The following is a 17,356-nucleotide window of genomic DNA, read 5'->3' as shown; positions in this document are numbered from 1 at the left end:
CCGTCCGTTAAAGGAAATCAGGCCTGCACGGTGCGCTGGCGTTGCTCGCCGAGCCCGTCGATGCCGAGCGTGATCACCTGTCCGGCGCGCAGATAGACGGGCGGCTTCTGCCCGAGGCCGACGCCCGGGGGCGTGCCGGTCGAGATCACGTCGCCCGGCTGCAGGCTCATGAAGCGGCTCAGGTAGCTGATCAGGTGCGGCACGCGGAACACCATCGTCGCGGTCGTGCCGTTCTGGTAGCGATGGCCGTCGACGTCGAGCCACAGCCGCAGCGCGTGCGGATCGGGCACTTCGTCGGCCGTCACGAGCCACGGCCCGAGCGGCCCGAACGTGTCGTTGCCCTTGCCCTTGTCCCAGGTGCCGCCGCGTTCGAGCTGGAATTCGCGCTCCGACACGTCGTTCACGACGCAGTAGCCTGCGACGTGCGACAGCGCGTCGGCTTCCGCGATGTAGCGGCCGCCCTGGCCGATCACCACGCCGAGCTCGACTTCCCAGTCGGTTTTCTCCGAGCCGCGCGGAATCTCGACGTCGTCGTTCGGGCCGGAGATCGCGCTCGTCCACTTGCCGAACACGACGGGCTCCTTCGGCACCTCCATCCCCGATTCGGCCGCGTGGTCGGAATAGTTGAGCCCGATGCAGATGAACTTGCCGACGCGGCCCACGCACGCGCCGAGCCGCGGCGTGCCTTCGACGAGCGGCAGCGACGACGGCGGAATGTCGCGCAGCCGCGCGAGCGACGCGGGTGACAGCGCGTCGCCGGCGATGTCGTCGATCACGCCGGACAGGTCGCGAATGTGGCCCTGCGCATCGAGCAGGCCCGGCTTTTCATGGTGTTTGTCGCCAAATCTCAGCAGTTTCATGTCGTGTTGAGCCGATACGGAAAGTGAATGGGAGGGCGCGGTCAGTTCGACCAGCCGCCGTCGATCAGGTGGATCGCGCCGGTCGTGAACGACGCTTCGTCGGACGCGAGGTACAGCGCGAGCGCGGCCACTTCCTCCGCGCGGCCGATGCGGCCGATCGGCTGGCGCGCGACGAACGCCTGGCGCACCTCGTCGGTCGACACGTGGCGCGTGCGCGCCTGGTCCGCGATCCGCTGCGCCAGCGACGGCGATTCGATCGTGCCCGGGCAAATGGCGTTGCAGCGGATGCCCCGCTCGACGAAATCGGCGGCCACCGCCTTGGTCAGGCCGATCACGGCCGCCTTGGTCGTGCCGTAGACGAAGCGGTTGGGCACGCCCTTCACGCTCGACGCGGCCGACGCCATGTTGATGATCGACGCGCCGCCGGCGTCGAGCATCGCGGGCAGCAGCGCGCGGATCAGCCGGTACATCGACGTGACGTTCAGGTTCAGCGAGAACGCCCATGCTTCGTCGTCGCAGTCGAGGATCGAGCCGTGGTGCACGTAGCCCGCGCAGTTGAACAGCACGTCGAATGCGCGTTCGCTCGCGGCGAGCGCCGCGACGTCCCGCGCATCGGTCACGTCGAGCCGACGCGTGGCCAGCCGGCCGCCCGCGCGCTCGGCGTCGGCCTCGAGCCGCACGAGCGCGGCTTCGTTGATGTCGGTCGCCAGCACGTCGGCGCCCTCGCTCGCGAACCGCAGCGCGGTCGCGCGGCCGATGCCCTGCCCGGCCGCCGTCACCAGCGCGCGTTTGCCCTGCAATCTCATGAGCGACACTCCCGAAAAAGCGGCCACCCGTCGGCCGATTGGCACAAAGGACTAAAGGTCCAACCAATCATAGGAAGTGATCCGGCGTTTGTCACGGAATCGGGATTCAGTATTTACCCGGGTGGGGAAATCGGGCGTTCGAGCAGGAATTCGACGTTCGACGGCGCCCGGGAGCACGCGCCCGGAATTCGGACAAACCCAATACCGGCTGGCCTTCCAGTGGGTTTTTTCGCGCGCGCCCAGCCCAACATCCGGCCAAACTGACGAAAAAGTCATGTTCACGTCAGGGTCTCAACGGGATGCGCGCGCCATCATGACGTACCGGACTGCGCTTCCGGTCCATCGCCACCCCGCCCGCGTTCGATCCCTGCGGGCACCTCCGTCCCCCGGCGATGGGCTCCGTGACTGGGCGAGCAGACACGGCGCGCAGGCCGATTTTCCGCCCCGGGCTTCGTGTCCGGGGCGTTTTTGTCTGTGGTTTCCAAGAAAATAAGCCTGGATTGTTTCTAAATCGGCAAAAGGTAATTTGAGCCAGACAGGATGTTTTTTCCGGTCACAGACGCTTACATTTAGCGCACCACTCATGGAAACCGCTACGGATTCGCCATCGGGTAGTGACATCCACTGCCATGACCGAACCGCACGAGCTTTAGGAAACGGCAAATGAAGGCCTCCAAATCCCTGCCTGCGCTCGATCCCGCCGACGTTCACGTCGAAATCCTCGAACGTTCCGATACGCTGCTCGTCGTCCGCTGGGTCGAGCCCGGCCGCTGTCACTACGGTGAACAGCGCTGGCGCCGCCGCTTCGCGCAACGCACCGGCACCTGCGCGCTGTCGCGCCAGGTGATCCACCGCGGCGACGAAGTCTTCCGCCCGGCCGAACGCCCGGCGCCCGCGAACGCGGCCGCGATGATCTCCGCCGCCGAAGTGCTCGCGCTGGCCGGCGGCAGGTAAATCCCGCCGGCCGTGCGTCACCGCACGCGGCGCCATCCGCTGCGCCGGCCCTAGAAGCGCCGGTCTAGTTCCCCCGCTTGTCTGCCACGCCCGCGCGCACTATCGTTACACCACTCAATGTAATGATTACGTGCCGCGGCCGCCCGGCCGCGCCGAGGGAGGCAGACATGCATGCATGGAGCGCGCGCCACGTCCCGGCGCAAGGCGGCAAGGTCGCGGTCGTGACCGGCGCCAACAGCGGGCTCGGCTGGCAGCTGGCGGAAACGCTGGCCGCGAAAGGCGCGACGGTCGTGATGGGCTGCCGCGACGCGGCCCGCGCCGCACAGGCGGCCGATGCGATCCGCCGGCTCCATCCCGATGCCCGCGTCGAAGTCGACGCGGTCGACCTCGCCGATCTCGCGTCGATCGCGCGCTTCGCAGCCGATGTGCCCGACCGCCATGGGCGCGTCGACATCCTCTGCAACAACGCCGGCGTGATGTTCCTGCCGCTGCGCCATACGCGCGACGGCTTCGAGATGCAGTTCGGCACCAACCACCTCGGCCATTTCGCGCTCACCGGCCATCTGCTGCCCGCGCTGCGCGCCGCGCGCCGGGCGCGGGTCGTGACGATGTCGAGCGGCTTGAACCGCGGCGGCCGGATCCGCGTCGACGACCTGCGCGCCGAACACCGCTACAACCGTTATCTCGCCTATTGCGACAGCAAGCTCGCAAATCTCGTGTTCGCGATCGAGCTGCAGCGCCGTTTCGAGCGCGCGGCGTTCGCCGGGATCAGCGTGGCCGCGCACCCGGGCTACGCGGCGACCAACCTGCAGCTCGCGGGCCCGGCGATGGACCGCTCGCCCGCCCGTGCCGCACTGATGCGCACCGCGAACCGTTATCTCGCGCAGCCGGCCGACCAGGGCGCACTACCCGCGATTCATGCGGCAACCTCGCCCGATCTCGCCGGCGGCGCTTACATCGGGCCGTCCGGCTGGTTCGAGTCGCGCGGGCTGCCGGCACCCGCGAGCGTGCCACGCGCGGCGCGTGACGTGGCTTCCGCTGCACTGCTGTGGGAGGCCTCGGAAGCCGCGACGGGCGTGCGGTTCCTCAGTTCGGGCGCACCGGCCGGACGCTCGCCGGGCCGGTCGTTCGACACGGCGGCCGAGGTGCGCTGAACCGCGCTTCGCCCTCCGCAATATTCGCCAGACTTGTTGCACCGACCGAAAAGAAAGCCGGTTGAAAGCCTGATTCGACTCGCCACTGTTACCACCCAGGAAACAATTTATCGTCAAAATCAGCGTTTACCCTCAACCCTCCGATGACTAAGATTTGATCAATCGCTTAAGACATGGTGTCGAGAGCGAACTCAATAAAACACCGGAGGTCATCATGAAATCGCTCGTTTCCGCAGTCGTTGCCGCTGCCGCCCTGTCCGCTTCGTTTGGCGCATTCGCTCAAAGCACCGTGACCCGCGCGCAAGTGCGCAACGAACTGGTCCAGCTCGAACAAGCCGGCTACAAGCCGGGCGTGGCAAGCCCGTACTACCCGAACGACATCCAGAGCGCCGAAGCGCGTGTTCATGGTGCCGACACCAGCGGCTACGGCGCACAACCGGCTCCGGCCGTCCACTCGGGCGCCCCGGCCGCATCGTCGAACGCTCGCGACTCGATCTTCTTCGGCCAGTAAGTCGATGCGCCCTCGGCGGGCGCCGCGCGTCGCGCGATGAAGAAATATCCGGACGAGCCCCCTTGCGGGGCTCGTCCGTTTTTATGAAACGCATACCTCCGCCGCCCCGCAACGGGTGGCTTCGCCCGGGCGCCTGGCGTCCGGGTATTTTTTCATTTTCGAGGGATGCGTACGAGCAGGACGAAACCGCGCGCCCGTCAGCGCGACGCGGTCGCAGCCGGCACCGATCGCGACAACACCCGCCACCGCGACAGCAACTCGTCTCGATCGACGTAACAGCCCTGCAGGTGCCGGCGTCCGGTCGACGGATCGAACTCGGTGCGCGCATGCAGCACGCGGCGGTTGTCGAACGCCCACATGTCGCCGGCCCGCAGCCGGCGCTGCACGCGAAAGCGCGGCTCGCGCGCCAGCGCGAGGAACCGCCGGTACGCGCGATAGACGGCCGCGACCGAGCCGGCCGGCGCATCGAGCGGCCCGCGCAGGAAGTTCGCGACACGCACCTCGGTGACGTTGCCGCGCGCGTCGAGCCCGATCACCGGCGCCGAGCAGCGGTAGTCGCTGTTCGCGCTCTTGTTCCAGAACTCGAACGGCGTCACCGCGAGCTGTTCGAAATCGGCCGGATGCTCGCGCCGCAGCGCATCGGCCAGCGCGAAGCCGTCGAGGAACACGCTGTCGCCGCCGGTCGCGTCGTTCGCGAGGCAATGCAGGAACTGCACGCCCGGCTGCAGCTCGCGGGTCGGCAAGTCGGTGTGCGGCGGCAGGTTCAGCGACGTATACGCATTGCTGTCCGGGCGCGGCTTCGATTCGACGTCGAACAGCACGCCGAAATTGCTTTCGCGGATCAGGCCGATGCGGCGCGCGATCTCGTCGACACGGCCGCGCTCGGCCGGCACGCCTTCGACGAGCGTCAGCCCCGTGCGTTGCAACGCGGCGAGCCACGCGAGCAATGCGCGGTCGTCCTCCATCACGTCGCGCCACGCGAACACGCCGATGGCCGTCGCGTCGTCACCGGCCCACACGTGCCGCCCGTGCGCGGCCAGCCGCTCCGCGCGCGACGCGTCGTCGTATGCATGCGCACGCAACCAGCCCGGCGACCACGCGCTGCGGTGTCCGTCGTTCCACTCGACATGCAGCGCGCCGTCGGTTTCGACGTGCACCGTGAGCGCGGAGAGATCCTCGCGCGCATCGGCGATCTCGAACACCTGTTCACGCGTGACGGCATGCACGCATGCGGAACACGCGCAGTTGTCGCGCAGCCAGTCGAAATGAAACGGCGATCGTCGCGTGTCGCTCCATTCGACGTCCACCGCGCCGTCGCCAATCGTCGCCGCCGCAATGGCCACGTCGGCCGAAAACGTCCGCCAGTCCTCGATACGGTGTTGCGCTGCCTGCATCGTTGCCTCCCGGAAACGCCCGCTACGCGTGTGGTGCGAGCAGAAACCCGCCGACCGTCCGGTGCAGCCGCGCCGCCTGCGGGCTCGTTCCGAGCGCGCGCCAGCAGCCGTGCACCAGCCCTTCTCCCATCCAGTAGTGCGCGGCCCCGCCGGCCGCGCGAATCCGTTCGACGTACACACGCGCGTCGTCGCGCAGCGGATCGTGTTCCGCGCCGATCGCGAGCACGGGCGGCAGGCCGTCGAAACGCGCCGCTGCGAGCGGTACCGACGCGCGCAGCAGCGGGTCGCCGTCTCCCAGCGCATCGAGCAAGCCGCCTTCCCAGTACAGCGCGCGATAGCGATGGACGTCGTCGAGCGTCAGCATCGGCGCATGCGCTTCCGTTTCGCGCGCGGGCGATTGCGGTTCGAACCCGAGCATCGGATAGACGAGCGCGATGCCGTCGACACCGCCTTCGCCCGCATCGCGCAGCGCGGTGGCCACCGCCGCCGCGAGCATGCCGCCCGCGCTGTCGCCCGCGAGCGTCAGCGGATGCATGCACGGCCCGAACGGCCAGCGCGCATCGCGCGCGGCACGCGTGACCGCCAGGCAATCTTCGAGCGCGGCCGGCGCGCGATGCTCGGGCGCGAGCCGATAGTCGACCGCGATCACGTCGAGCCCCGTATCGGCGGCCAGTTGCGCGGTGATCAGCGCATGACTGTCGAGCGAGCCGACGACGAAACCGCCGCCATGAAAGAACAGCACCGTGCCGCGTGGCGCGCGGTGCGAGGACGTGTAACGCCGCAGCGCGATCGCACGGCCGTCGGCGGCATGCCAGACGGCGTCCTGCTGCACGATGCCGGCCGGCAGCGCGGCCGGCGTCCATTCGGCCGCGAAGCGGTCGTACAGGCGGCGCTGTTCGGCGGGCGAGCGCGCCGCCGCGTCGGCCGGATACCACGCGTCGACGGCGGCAACGAACGTCGCGATTTCCGGTTCGAGCATCGTCTGCGCTCCGAGGTCGAAGGTGCGCGCAGGCTATCGGCGCGGCGGCAGCCCGATCACGCGGCCCGCATACGCGGGCGCCGCGCAATCGCGCTGCAACGCATGCAGCTCGGCCACGCGTGCAGCCACGTCGTCGTCGAACGGCGCCGATTTCGCGCCGTCGCGCGTATCGACGTGCAGCAGCATCTGCTCGCTCGCCGATACCGCATCGTCGTGCCCGTCGGCGAACAGTTCGAGATACAGATGCAGCCGCTTCGCGTCGTGCGCGAGCACGCGCGCGTCGACGCGCACCGGCGTGCCCTCCTTGATCTCGTGCAGGTAGTTCACATGTGCTTCGAGCGTGTAGACCGAGCGCCCCCGCTCGCGACGCGCGGCGTCATCGAGGCCGATGCGATCCAGCAGCGCATCGGTCGCGAAGCTGAAGATCAGCAGGTAGAACGCATCGCGCAGGTGGCCGTTGTAGTCGACCCATTCGGGCCGCACCACGTCGCGGTAAATCGTCAGCGGGGTATCGCCGGTCATCGTCTGTCGTCCTCAGTCTTCGAATCGCATCCCGTGCCGCGCCTTCACCGCGGCGATCGACTTCAGCACCTCGGTGATGCACTCGTCGCGATAGCGTTCGAGCTCCTTGATGCTGCGCGTGCCCTGCTGTTCGGTCGTGCCTTCGACGACGCTGTCGATCAGCGCGTCGGTCAGCGTGGGCGCGACCAGCTTCGTCCACGGCAATTCGAGCGCGGGGCCGAACTGCTGCATGAAGTGTCGCATGCCCGCATCGCCGCCCGCGAGCGTATAGGTCAGGAACGTGCCCATGAACGACCAGCGGATGCCCGCGCCGAAGCGGATCGCGTCGTCGATCTCGCCGGTCGTCGCGACGCCTTCGTTGACGAGGTGCAGCGCCTCGCGCCACAACGCTTCGAGCAGGCGGTCGGCGATGAAGCCCGGCACTTCCTTGCGCACGTGCAGCGGCCGCATGCCGAGCTTGCGATAGACCTCCATCGCGCCTTCGACCGCTTCCGGCGACGTACGCGCGCCGCCGAGCACCTCGACGAGCGGCAGCAGGTAGACGGGGTTGAACGGATGGCCGACCACGCAGCGCTCCGGACGCGTCGCCCGCGCGTAGAAATCCGTCGGCAGCAGCCCCGACGTCGACGACGCGATGATCGCGTCGGGTTTCGCCGCACGGCTGATCTGCTCGTGCAGTTCGAGCTTCAGCGCCTCGCGCTCGGGCGCGCTTTCCTGGATGAAATCCGCGTCGGCGACGCAGGCCTCGATCGTCGAGGCGAAACGCAGCCGCGCAGGGTCGGCGCCCGGCGCAAGGCCGACGCGTTCGAGCGCGGGCCACGCATTCGCGACGTTCGCGCGCAGCCGCTCCTCCGCGCCCGGCGCCGGGTCCCATACGACCACGTCGAGACCGTGCGCGAGCGCGCGGGAAATCCATCCGCTGCCGATCACGCCGGTGCCGATGGCGGCGAACGTCTTGATGTCGGTCTTCACAGCCATGTCAACGCATCCTTCAAATCAGGGGAAATCGGTGGGCGGCCGCACCTGTGCACGCCGCCGCGTCATGTCAATCAGTCTGGCAAAAGCTCACGCGAACTCGGCGATCGCACGGCGTTCGAGCGGACGCTCGCCGCGCGCGGGCAGGCCGAGCTTGCGGCGGCCTTCGGCCGGCGTCAGCACGCGGGCACCGAGCCGTTCGATGATCTCTCTCGCGCGCTCGACGAGCGTGCCGTTGGTCGCATGCACGCCGCGATCGAGCCAGATGTTGTCTTCGAGGCCGACCCGCACGTGGCCGCCGAGCAGCATCGCCTGCGCGACCATCGGCATCTGCATGCGGCCGATCCCGAAGCCGGCCCAGTGCGCGCCCGGCGGCAGGTTGTCGACCATCGCCTTCATCGTGCCCGTGTCGGCCGGCGCGCCCCACGGAATGCCGAGGCACAGCTGGAACAGCGGCGGATCGTCGAGCAGCCCTTCCTTCAGCAACTGCTTCGCGAACCACAGATGGCCCGTGTCGAAAATTTCCAGTTCCGGCTTCACGCCGAGTTCCTGGATGCGCTTCGCGCCGGCGCGCAGCTGCGCGGGCGTCGACACATAGATGTAGTCGCCATCACCGAAATTCAGCGTGCCGCAGTCGAGCGTGCAGATTTCGGGCAACAAGTCCTCGACGTGCGCGAGCCGCGTGAGACCGCCGACCAGGTCGGTGCCCTTGCCGAAACGCATCGGGTCCTCGCCCGGGCCGATCTCGAGATCGCCGCCCATGCCGGCGGTCAGGTTGATGATCACGTCGACGTCGGCCGAGCGGATGCGGTCGACCACTTCGCGGTACAGGTTCGGGTCGCGGCTGCCGCGCCCCGTCTGCGGATCGCGCACGTGGCAGTGCGCCACCGTCGCGCCGGCCTTCGCGGCCTCGATCGCGGCGGCCGCGATCTCCTTCGGCGTGACCGGAATCGCCGGATGCTTGCCGACCGTATCGCCCGCGCCGGTGACGGCGCAGGTGATGATGACTTCGTGGTTCATGCTGGTTGCCTCGCTTGAATCGGTTGTGTCGCAATGCGAATGATTCGTCAGCGCGCGCCGCGTGCGGCGCGCGGGCCATCCGTCACAGGCCGAGATACGCCTTCACGGCCGGCAGGCCATCCTTGCCGTCGAACGTCTTGACGCCCGCGAGCCACGGATCGAGCACCTGCGGGTTCTTCTTCAGGTACGCCTTCGCGGCATCGGCCGGCTTCGTCTTGTTCATCACCGACTGCATCAGCTGGTTCTCGAGCTGCGTCGAGAAGCGCAGGTTCGTGACGAGCTTGCCGGCGTTCGGGCAGCGTGAAATGAAGTCGGGCGCGGTGAGCGTGTACACGCGCGCTTCGCCGTAGTTCGGCCCGAACGACGCATCGCCGCCGGACAGGTAGTTCATGCTGATCTGGATGTTCATCGGATGCGGCTCCCAGCCGAGGAACACGACCCACTTCTTCTCGCGGATCGCGCGCTCGACCGTCACCAGCATCCCGGCCTCGCTCGATTCGACGAGCTTGAAGCCGCCGAGCCCGTACTGGTTCGTGTCGATCATCTTCTGGATCGTCGCGTTCGCGCTGCTGCCCGGCTCGATCCCGTAGATCTTGCCGTCGAGTTCCGCGCGGTGCTTCGCGATGTCCTCGAAGGTCTTCAGGCCGGCCTGGTACTCGTAGCTCGGCACCGCGAGCGTCGCCTTCGCACCCGACAGGTTCGGCGGCTCGACGACGTTGATCGACTTGCTGTCGAGGAACGGCTGGAGCTGCTTCTGCTGCACGGGCCACCAGTAGCCGAGCGATATGTCGAGCTGCTTGCTCTTCAGGCCGGCGAACGAGATCGGCACCGACGCGATCGTCGTGGTCGGCTTGTAGCCGAGCGCCTCGAACACGGTCGACGCGAGCGCCGTGGTCGACGTGATGTCGGTCCAGCCGATATCCGCGAAACGCACGGTGCGGCACGTCGCGGCATCCGTTTCGGCCTGCGCCGCGTGCGTGAACGCGCCGGTCGCCAGCACGGCCGCGACAAGCGCGGCGATCTTCGTCGACTTCATGGTTCGTTACCTCCCGGTTTGACTCGCGGCAGCCGGTGCGCGGGGTGTGCCCGGCCTGCATCGTGGGAGTAAAAGTAACGAGCCATATTGGCCGCGAGAAGACCGGCGGCGACCTGTTCTTGACTATTTGCGACTATGAGTGGAAACCACTAGGTTTCGTGAGAGGCTTGGTGGGCGGGGTTTCTACGCGTATTCCCGACGGATTCGGCTTGTCCGCATGCGGCGCGATGCTTTCGATTCCGGCCCGGACGAAACGGCATGCCGAGGCGGCGTCGGTTCAGCGCCGCTCGCGCCGCCCCGACGAACGGGTGTCACGGGCGCGTGTGAAGCTGGCCCGGCCTCCAGCAGCCGAAAGAGCGTTTCGTATTGCGGAATCCCCGCCAATTTCCCGCGCCGACGCCTTTTCGTCGCTTGAAAACTTGTTTTGCATTGCAAAAACTGAAACGTAACCCATTGAAAATCAACAGAAAATAATGTCTTATGTCTTATATAAGACATCGCCAAATGCGCAATGGGCGGCGTTACTATTTATCCCATGCAGTCCGCTTCGACAGACGTAGCGGGCACGCTCAACCCGTTACTCAAACGCGCTTTGCTCCCAGGAGATTGACATGGCCCAGTATCAAGACGACATCAAGGCAGTTGCCGGTTTGAAGGAAAACCACGGCAGCGCGTGGAATGCGATCAGCCCCGAGTACGCCGCCCGCATGCGTGCCCAGAACAAGTTCAAGACGGGCCTGGACATCGCCAAGTACACCGCGAAGATCATGCGCGCCGACATGGCCGCCTACGACGCCGACCCGTCCAAGTACACGCAGTCGCTGGGTTGCTGGCACGGCTTCATCGGCCAGCAGAAGATGATCTCCATCAAGAAGCACTTCAACAGCACCGAGCGCCGCTACCTGTACCTGTCCGGCTGGATGGTCGCCGCGCTGCGCTCCGAGTTCGGCCCGCTGCCGGACCAGTCGATGCACGAAAAGACCTCGGTCAGCGCGCTGATCCGCGAGCTGTACACGTTCCTGCGCCAGGCCGACGCCCGTGAGCTCGGCGGCCTGTTCCGCGAACTCGACGCCGCCAAGGACGCCACCGCGAAGGCCGCGATCCAGGAGAAGATCGACAACCACGTCACGCACGTGGTGCCGATCATCGCCGACATCGACGCCGGTTTCGGCAACGCGGAAGCCACGTACCTGCTGGCCAAGCAGTTCATCGAAGCAGGCGCATGCTGCATCCAGATCGAAAACCAGGTGTCCGACGAGAAGCAGTGCGGCCACCAGGACGGCAAGGTCACGGTGCCGCACGAGGACTTCCTCGCGAAGATCCGCGCGATCCGCTACGCGTTCCTTGAACTGGGCGTGGACGACGGCATCATCGTCGCCCGTACCGACTCGCTGGGCGCCGGCCTGACCAAGCAGATCGCCGTGACCAACACGCCGGGCGACCTGGGCGACCAGTACAACTCTTTCCTCGACTGCGAAGAACTGTCGGCCGACCAGCTGGGCAACGGTGACGTGGTCATCAAGCGCGACGGCAAGCTGCTGCGTCCGAAGCGCCTGCCGAGCAACCTGTTCCAGTTTCGCGCCGGCACGGGCGAAGCGCGCTGCGTGCTCGACTGCATCACGTCGCTGCAAAACGGCGCCGACCTGCTGTGGATCGAAACCGAAAAACCGCATATCGCGCAGATCGGCGGCATGGTCAGCGAGATCCGCAAGGTCATCCCGAACGCGAAGCTGGTGTACAACAACAGCCCGTCGTTCAACTGGACGCTGAACTTCCGTCAGCAGGCATACGACGCGCTGAAGGCCGAGGGCAAGGACGTGTCGGCCTACGATCGTGCGCAGCTGATGAGCGTGGAATACGACGACACGGAACTGGCCAAGCTGGCCGACGAGAAGATCCGTACGTTCCAGGCCGACGCATCGCGTGAAGCCGGCATCTTCCATCACCTGATCACGCTGCCGACGTACCACACCGCCGCGCTGTCGACCGACAACCTGGCCAAGGAATACTTCGGCGACCAGGGCATGCTGGGCTACGTGGCCGGCGTGCAGCGTAAGGAGATCCGCCAGGGTATCGCCTGCGTGAAGCACCAGAACATGTCCGGCTCGGACATCGGTGACGATCACAAGGAATACTTCAGCGGCGAAGCAGCGCTGAAGGCAGCCGGCAAGGACAACACGATGAACCAGTTCTGATACCGGTCATCGCCACGCGAAACGCCAACCCGGTATGAACGGGTTGGCGTTTTTTTATTCGCCGATCACCCGCACGAACGTGTCCGCCAGCACCGTCGGCTCGACCGGCAACACCAGCGCGCACACCGACTGGGCGTCTTCATCGGAAATCGGCACGAAGACGACCCCGTCGATCCCGAGACTCGCCATCCGTTCCGGCACGATCGCCACGCCCTGCCCGGCCGCGACGAGATTCAGCATCGACGTCTTCGGCGACACGATCCGGGCGGTCGCCGGCACGAATCCGCGCTTCAGGCACAGATCGATCACGACGCGCGCGAGCCCGCCCCGCTCCCGATACACGGCCGATACGAACGGCTCGTGCCGCAGCCGCGCGATCGCCATGCGCTTGCGGCCCGCCAGCGGATGACCGGCCGGCACCGCCACGCACAAGCGCTCGGCCGCGAGTTCGACGAAGCGCACGCGCGGATCGCGGCGCAGCACCGGCAAACGGACGATCCCGATATCGGCGTTGCCGTTCGCGATCTCCAGCACCTGATCCTCGGACGACGCGCCGTCGAGATCGATCCGCGCGCCCGGACACGCGCGCATGAAGCGCTCGAGCACCGGCATCAGGCTGCCGACGGGAACCGTGCTCGAATGCAGGAGCCGCAAGACGCCCGCTTCGCCGCGCGACAACTGCACGCCCTCGTCGGCTGCGGCGGTCAGGGTCGCCGGAATCGACGCCACACGTTCGCGATAGCGCGCGCCGGCCGGCGTGAGCCGCACACCGCGTGGCTCCCGGTCGAACAGCGGAAACCCCAGCTCGTCTTCCAGTTGACCGATCTGCCGGCTGAGCGCCGACTGCGCGACGTGGAGCGCGCTCGCGGCCGGGGTGAAGCCGCCGAGATCGGCCACGGTCAGGAAATACTGGATTTGCCTCAGGGATGGCATGCCGAAACGAGATGGATAAGCGCTCGATTTGATATTTGCGTTATACCGCCGCGCTTTCCAGAATGGAAGCCTGCCGTGCCGGAGCCGCCGTCACGGCCACTTCGCCGGAGCCTGCCTCGTCGTGACTACTCTCCTGTCTTATCTGCTGGTCGTCGCCGCCGGCGTCAGCGTGGCGTTGCAACAGGTGCTCAACGCCAATCTCCGTGCGCAGCTCGGCTCGCCGTGGTGGGCCGGTTCGGTCAGCTACCTCGTCGGGCTGGCCGCGATGCTCGCGGTCGCGCTGCTGACCCCGCATCCGCGCTTAAGCGGCACCGGCCCCCTCACCGGCGCCGCGTCGTGGTTCAGCTGGACCGGCGGGTTCTTCGGCGCGGTGTTCGTCGGTATCGCGATCCTGATGGTGCCGCGACTGGGCGCCGCGACGACGCTCGCGCTGATCGTCGTCGGGCAGATGACCGGCGCGCTCGTGTTCGACCACTTCGGCGTGCTCGGCATCCAGCCGCACGCGGCCAGCCCGATCCGCCTGGCCGGCGCGGCGTGTCTCATTCTCGGGGTGGTGCTGGTTCGGGCGTGAGGACGTCTCGCGCACGCCGCGGCGCTCACGCGTAGTTCACCATCACTGACTTGCTTTCCGTGTACTGGTCGACCACCGCGCGCCGGGCCGTGCGCGACGCAAAAACGCGCTGAGCCCGCGCAAAACCCGCGATAATCTCCCGCTGACCGTTCGGCGTGCGCGAACCGGCCGCTCGCCGCCCCGCACGACGCGCGACGACCACCGGATTCCATCTCCTGCCCCGATGCCCGAGGATTTCCATTTCCTGCTGCTGCCCGGCTTCTCCGCACTCGGCTTCATGTCCGCGGTCGAGCCGCTGCGCGTCGCGAACCGCTTTCGTACCGAGCTCTATCGCTGGCACGTGATCAGCGCCGACGGCGCGCCCGTCGCCGCGAGCAACGGCATTCCGGTCGCCGCCGAGGCCGCGTGCGCGGAGGTCGACAAGGTCGAGACGGTGTTCGTCGTCGCGGGTTTCGATCCGCTCGTGTGCTACACCCGCGCGATCGGCGACTGGCTGCGCCGCCAGCACCGTCATGGTGCAACGCTCGGCGGCATCGACACGGGCAGTTTCGTGCTCGCGGAAGCCGGGCTGTTCGACGCGTCGCAGCCGCTCACGTTGCACTGGGAAGCACTGGCCGCGTTCCGCGAACGCTACCCCGGGCTGAACGCGACGCAGGAGCTGTTCGAGATCGACGACCGGCGCATCACGTGCGCGGGCGGCACCGCGTCGATCGACATGATGCTCGACCTGATCGGGCGGCGGCACGGCGCCGATCTCGCGGCGGCGATCTCCGAGCAGTTCGTCGTCAGCCGGATCCGGCAGCGCTCCGACAGCCAGCGGCTCGAGATCGCCGCGCGCTACGGCGTGCACAACCGCAAGCTGATCCAGGTGATCGGCACGATGCAGCGGCACATGGAAAACCCGCTCGGCTCCGATGCGCTGGCGCAGGAGGTGTCGATCACGCGGCGCCAGCTCGAACGGCTGTTCAGCGCGACGCTGAACGACACGCCGACGCATTTCTACCTGAACCTGCGCCTCGATCGCGCACGTGAACTGCTGCAGCAGACGGACATGAGCATCACGTCGGTTTGCGTCGCGTGCGGGTTCGAATCGCCGTCGCATTTCTCGCGCACGTATCGCACGCGATTCGGGCTGAGCCCGCGCAACGACCGGCGCGCGACGCGCTGATCGTCGCCGGTTTCACGCACAATCCGGCGCGGAATTGCGCGTTCGGGCAGCGATTCCCGCCGCTTGCTGAACAATGCCGGCGATTGATCGACGGACCGAAGCGGTCGTCGAAAATAAATTGGAATGTCGTTGAAAATATTCTGTAACATACCAAAAAAAGTTAGATAGGCAGCCTAACGACATGCATGCCGCATCGCAACGTGCGACGCGCCACGCGGGCTGCCACCGATATCGATCCGATCCGAGGGGTATGACATGACGATGCTCGCTTCGCCGTCGCCGCACCTGCCTGCCGTTCGCTTCTTCTCCCGCTTCTCCCCCGCTTCGCCTGCCTGTTTCTTTTCGACCTGACATTTAGGGTTCCTTAGTCAGTCGACGCTCCCAACACCGCTTCGCCGCACCGGCGCCATCGCGCCGGCGCGCGGGCCGTGTCGTGCCTGCGCGCCACGAACGCGCGGGCGTATCCCACCGTTGAGATGAGGATCACGTATGCAGACATCACGCAAAGCACTGCCGCTCGCCCTGGGTCTCGCGCTCGGTTTCGGCATCGTCGGCGGCACCGCGGCCGATACGAAAGTGTCGAACCCGCAAGCAACGAGCCTGCGCGAAAGCCTGACGCGCGGCGTCGCGCCGCCGGCCGCCAAGGCCGATACGGCCGCCGGGCAGTTCCGCGCGGACGGCGTCGCGGTCACGCTGTACAACCCCGCATATCGCGCGAAGAAAACCGCCACGACGCCCGCCGCCACCGCGCGCGACTTCGTCGCGTCGCAAGCCACGCAACTCGGGCTCGACGCGACCGCGCTCGCGAGCCTCGTCGTCACGTCGGAGCGCACCGACGCCGATTTCACCGTCGTGCGCCTGCAGCAGCAGGCGGCCGGCTTGCCCGTGTACGGCAGCGACATCGCGGTGACGGTCGCGAAGGACGGCCGCATCCTGTACGTCGCGAGCAACACGATCAACGGCGTGGTCGCGACGTCGCGCAAGGCGCAGGCCGTCGACCAGCAGCAGGCGCTCGACCGCGCCCGCGCGTATCTCGGCGTGAGCGGCTTCTCGAACCTGGATGCGCAGCTCGTGGCGTTCGTCGACAAGGCCGGCACGCATACCGCGTGGAAAGTGCGCGGCCGCCCGAACGACGGCCCGAAAGGCGACTGGGAGCTGCTGATCGACTCGGGCAGCGGCGACGTGCTGCGCGCCGAGGACAAGGCGTTCTACGCGACCGACGGCACGGGCTTCGTGTTCCGGCCCGACCCGCTGTCGCCGACCAAGAGCAGCTACGGCAGCACGGGATTCAAGGACAACAACGACGCCGATTCGTCGCAGCTCACCGCCGCACGCGTGCGCGTCGCGCTGAAGGATCTCGCGCAGTCGGGCGGGCGCTATTCGCTGTCGGGTCCGTATGCGGTATGCGTCGATTTCGACGCGCCGCTCGACAAGGCGTGCCCCGTGCAGACGACGCCCGCGTTCGAGTTCACGCGCGGCAACCTGTACTTCGAGGCCGTGAACGCGTACTACCACATCGACACGTTCCTGCGTTACGTGAACCAGACGCTCGGCATCAAGGCGCTGCCGTACCAGTACACCGGCGGCGTGCAGTACGACCCGCACGGCGAATCGGGCGACGACAACTCGTCGTACTCGTCGAGCAGCGGCCGGCTGACCTTCGGGCAAGGCGGCGTCGACGATGCCGAGGACGCGGACGTCGTGATCCACGAACTCGGCCACGGCATCCACGACTGGGTGACGAACGGCGGCCTGTCGCAACAGGAAGGGCTGTCGGAAGGCACCGGCGACTATCTCGCCGCCGCGTACAGCCGCGACTTCAACCAGTGGAGCCCGTCGGATGCGCAATACCACTGGGTCTACAACTGGGACGGCCACAACGAGTTCTGGGGCGGCCGCGTGACCAACTGGAACGTCGGGCGCACCTACGCGCAGGCACGCGGCGCGGAGATCCATACAGCCGGCCAGTACTGGGCGTCGTGCAACCTCGTCGCGCGCGATGCGATCGGTGCGCAGGCGATGGACAAGGCATTCCTGAAAGGGTTGTCGATGACCAACAGCTCGACCAACCAGAAGGCCGCCGCGCAGGCCGTGCTGACGGCAGCGTCCGCGCTCGGCTACAGCAGCGCGCAGCTCACCGCGATCGGCAATGCGTACAACCAGAGTTGCACGTACGGCGTGACCGTACCGAAGAAGTCGTAATTCCGCAGCAGGCGGGGGCGTGTCGCACGACCTGCGGCGCGCCCGCTTCCTCGACATCGCCATCCTCAGGAGATCG

The 17,356-nt window shown here is 67.2% G+C and carries 18 protein-coding genes; 8 read left to right on the top strand and 10 right to left on the bottom strand.

Features of this window, described 5'->3' with window-relative positions; all coding sequences use genetic code 11:
• Positions 1 to 17: 17 nt before the first annotated feature.
• Both CFB34_RS07085 and CFB34_RS07080 read right to left on the bottom strand, forming a co-directional pair.
• Positions 18 to 860 (bottom strand): ureidoglycolate lyase, encoded by an 843-nt coding sequence (locus tag CFB34_RS07085; RefSeq protein WP_089441821.1) that lies wholly within the window; start codon positions 858 to 860, stop codon positions 18 to 20.
• Positions 861 to 901: 41 nt separating this feature from the next.
• The gene (locus CFB34_RS07080; RefSeq protein ID WP_089441820.1) at positions 902 to 1,666 is read right to left on the bottom strand and encodes an SDR family oxidoreductase; all 765 of its coding nucleotides are present in this window, start codon (positions 1,664 to 1,666) and stop codon (positions 902 to 904) included.
• A gap of 663 nt (positions 1,667 to 2,329) precedes the next feature.
• Here CFB34_RS07080 and CFB34_RS07075 point away from each other — a divergent pair.
• The 3 genes from CFB34_RS07075 (at position 2,330) to CFB34_RS07065 (ending at position 4,285) form a co-directional block, all read left to right on the top strand.
• Entirely contained in the window at positions 2,330 to 2,620 is a 291-nt protein-coding gene (locus CFB34_RS07075; RefSeq protein ID WP_039366241.1) for a DUF3331 domain-containing protein, read from the top strand.
• A 167-nt stretch (positions 2,621 to 2,787) separates the two neighbouring features.
• Positions 2,788 to 3,774 (top strand): oxidoreductase, encoded by a 987-nt coding sequence (locus CFB34_RS07070; protein WP_089441819.1) that lies wholly within the window; start codon positions 2,788 to 2,790, stop codon positions 3,772 to 3,774.
• Between the two features lie 214 nt (positions 3,775 to 3,988).
• The gene (locus tag CFB34_RS07065; protein ID WP_089426868.1) at positions 3,989 to 4,285 is read left to right on the top strand and encodes a DUF4148 domain-containing protein; all 297 of its coding nucleotides are present in this window, start codon (positions 3,989 to 3,991) and stop codon (positions 4,283 to 4,285) included.
• Between the two features lie 197 nt (positions 4,286 to 4,482).
• On the opposite strand, the gene CFB34_RS07060 is transcribed toward CFB34_RS07065, so the two are convergent.
• The 6 genes from CFB34_RS07060 to CFB34_RS07035 all read right to left on the bottom strand — a co-directional run bounded on the left by CFB34_RS07060 (position 4,483) and on the right by CFB34_RS07035 (position 10,211).
• Positions 4,483 to 5,679, bottom strand: a complete 1,197-nt coding sequence (locus tag CFB34_RS07060) for a TauD/TfdA family dioxygenase (protein ID WP_089441818.1) — start codon at positions 5,677 to 5,679, stop codon at positions 4,483 to 4,485.
• Positions 5,680 to 5,701: 22 nt separating this feature from the next.
• Positions 5,702 to 6,658, bottom strand: coding sequence for an alpha/beta hydrolase (locus tag CFB34_RS07055; RefSeq protein WP_089441817.1), 957 nt, complete (start codon positions 6,656 to 6,658; stop codon positions 5,702 to 5,704).
• A 33-nt stretch (positions 6,659 to 6,691) separates the two neighbouring features.
• Positions 6,692 to 7,180, bottom strand: a complete 489-nt coding sequence (locus tag CFB34_RS07050) for a thioesterase family protein (protein ID WP_048243371.1) — start codon at positions 7,178 to 7,180, stop codon at positions 6,692 to 6,694.
• A gap of 12 nt (positions 7,181 to 7,192) precedes the next feature.
• Complete coding sequence (locus CFB34_RS07045) at positions 7,193 to 8,158, bottom strand: L-carnitine dehydrogenase (RefSeq protein WP_089441816.1); 966 nt, start codon at positions 8,156 to 8,158, stop codon at positions 7,193 to 7,195.
• 87 nt (positions 8,159 to 8,245) lie between these two features.
• On the bottom strand, positions 8,246 to 9,175 hold the full coding sequence (locus CFB34_RS07040; RefSeq protein ID WP_039366557.1) for a 3-keto-5-aminohexanoate cleavage protein: 930 nt from the start codon (positions 9,173 to 9,175) through the stop codon (positions 8,246 to 8,248).
• Positions 9,176 to 9,257: 82 nt separating this feature from the next.
• Entirely contained in the window at positions 9,258 to 10,211 is a 954-nt protein-coding gene (locus tag CFB34_RS07035) for a choline ABC transporter substrate-binding protein (protein ID WP_089441815.1), read from the bottom strand.
• Between the two features lie 62 nt (positions 10,212 to 10,273).
• Here CFB34_RS07035 and CFB34_RS07030 point away from each other — a divergent pair, with 62 nt between their 5' ends.
• The gene (locus tag CFB34_RS07030) at positions 10,274 to 10,660 is read left to right on the top strand and encodes a hypothetical protein (protein WP_179243674.1); all 387 of its coding nucleotides are present in this window, start codon (positions 10,274 to 10,276) and stop codon (positions 10,658 to 10,660) included.
• 162 nt (positions 10,661 to 10,822) lie between these two features.
• Positions 10,823 to 12,406 (top strand): isocitrate lyase, encoded by a 1,584-nt coding sequence (locus tag CFB34_RS07025; RefSeq protein WP_089441814.1) that lies wholly within the window; start codon positions 10,823 to 10,825, stop codon positions 12,404 to 12,406.
• A 54-nt stretch (positions 12,407 to 12,460) separates the two neighbouring features.
• Here CFB34_RS07025 and CFB34_RS07020 read toward each other — a convergent pair whose 3' ends face one another.
• A complete protein-coding gene (locus tag CFB34_RS07020) occupies positions 12,461 to 13,339 on the bottom strand; it encodes a LysR substrate-binding domain-containing protein (RefSeq protein ID WP_089441813.1) in 879 nt (292 codons plus the stop codon).
• A gap of 121 nt (positions 13,340 to 13,460) precedes the next feature.
• On the opposite strand from CFB34_RS07020, the gene CFB34_RS07015 reads away from it, so the two are divergent.
• A complete protein-coding gene (locus CFB34_RS07015; protein WP_089441812.1) occupies positions 13,461 to 13,910 on the top strand; it encodes a DMT family transporter in 450 nt (149 codons plus the stop codon).
• Between the two features lie 25 nt (positions 13,911 to 13,935).
• Here CFB34_RS07015 and CFB34_RS07010 read toward each other — a convergent pair whose 3' ends face one another.
• Complete coding sequence (locus CFB34_RS07010) at positions 13,936 to 14,151, bottom strand: hypothetical protein (RefSeq protein WP_143329489.1); 216 nt, start codon at positions 14,149 to 14,151, stop codon at positions 13,936 to 13,938.
• Here CFB34_RS07010 and CFB34_RS07005 point away from each other — a divergent pair.
• Together CFB34_RS07005 and CFB34_RS07000 are read left to right on the top strand one after the other, a co-directional pair.
• Positions 14,134 to 15,078, top strand: a complete 945-nt coding sequence (locus tag CFB34_RS07005; protein WP_089441811.1) for a GlxA family transcriptional regulator — start codon at positions 14,134 to 14,136, stop codon at positions 15,076 to 15,078. The two genes, CFB34_RS07010 and CFB34_RS07005, sit on opposite strands and share 18 nt — an antisense overlap.
• 489 nt (positions 15,079 to 15,567) lie before the next feature.
• Complete coding sequence (locus tag CFB34_RS07000; protein ID WP_089441810.1) at positions 15,568 to 17,280, top strand: M36 family metallopeptidase; 1,713 nt, start codon at positions 15,568 to 15,570, stop codon at positions 17,278 to 17,280.
• Positions 17,281 to 17,356: the final 76 nt, after the last annotated feature.

This window comes from Burkholderia sp. HI4860 (assembly GCF_002223045.2).
GTDB lineage: Bacteria > Pseudomonadota > Gammaproteobacteria > Burkholderiales > Burkholderiaceae > Burkholderia.
The sequence above is the reverse complement of the archived record's forward strand: the minus strand, read 5'-3'. Positions and strand labels throughout refer to the sequence as shown.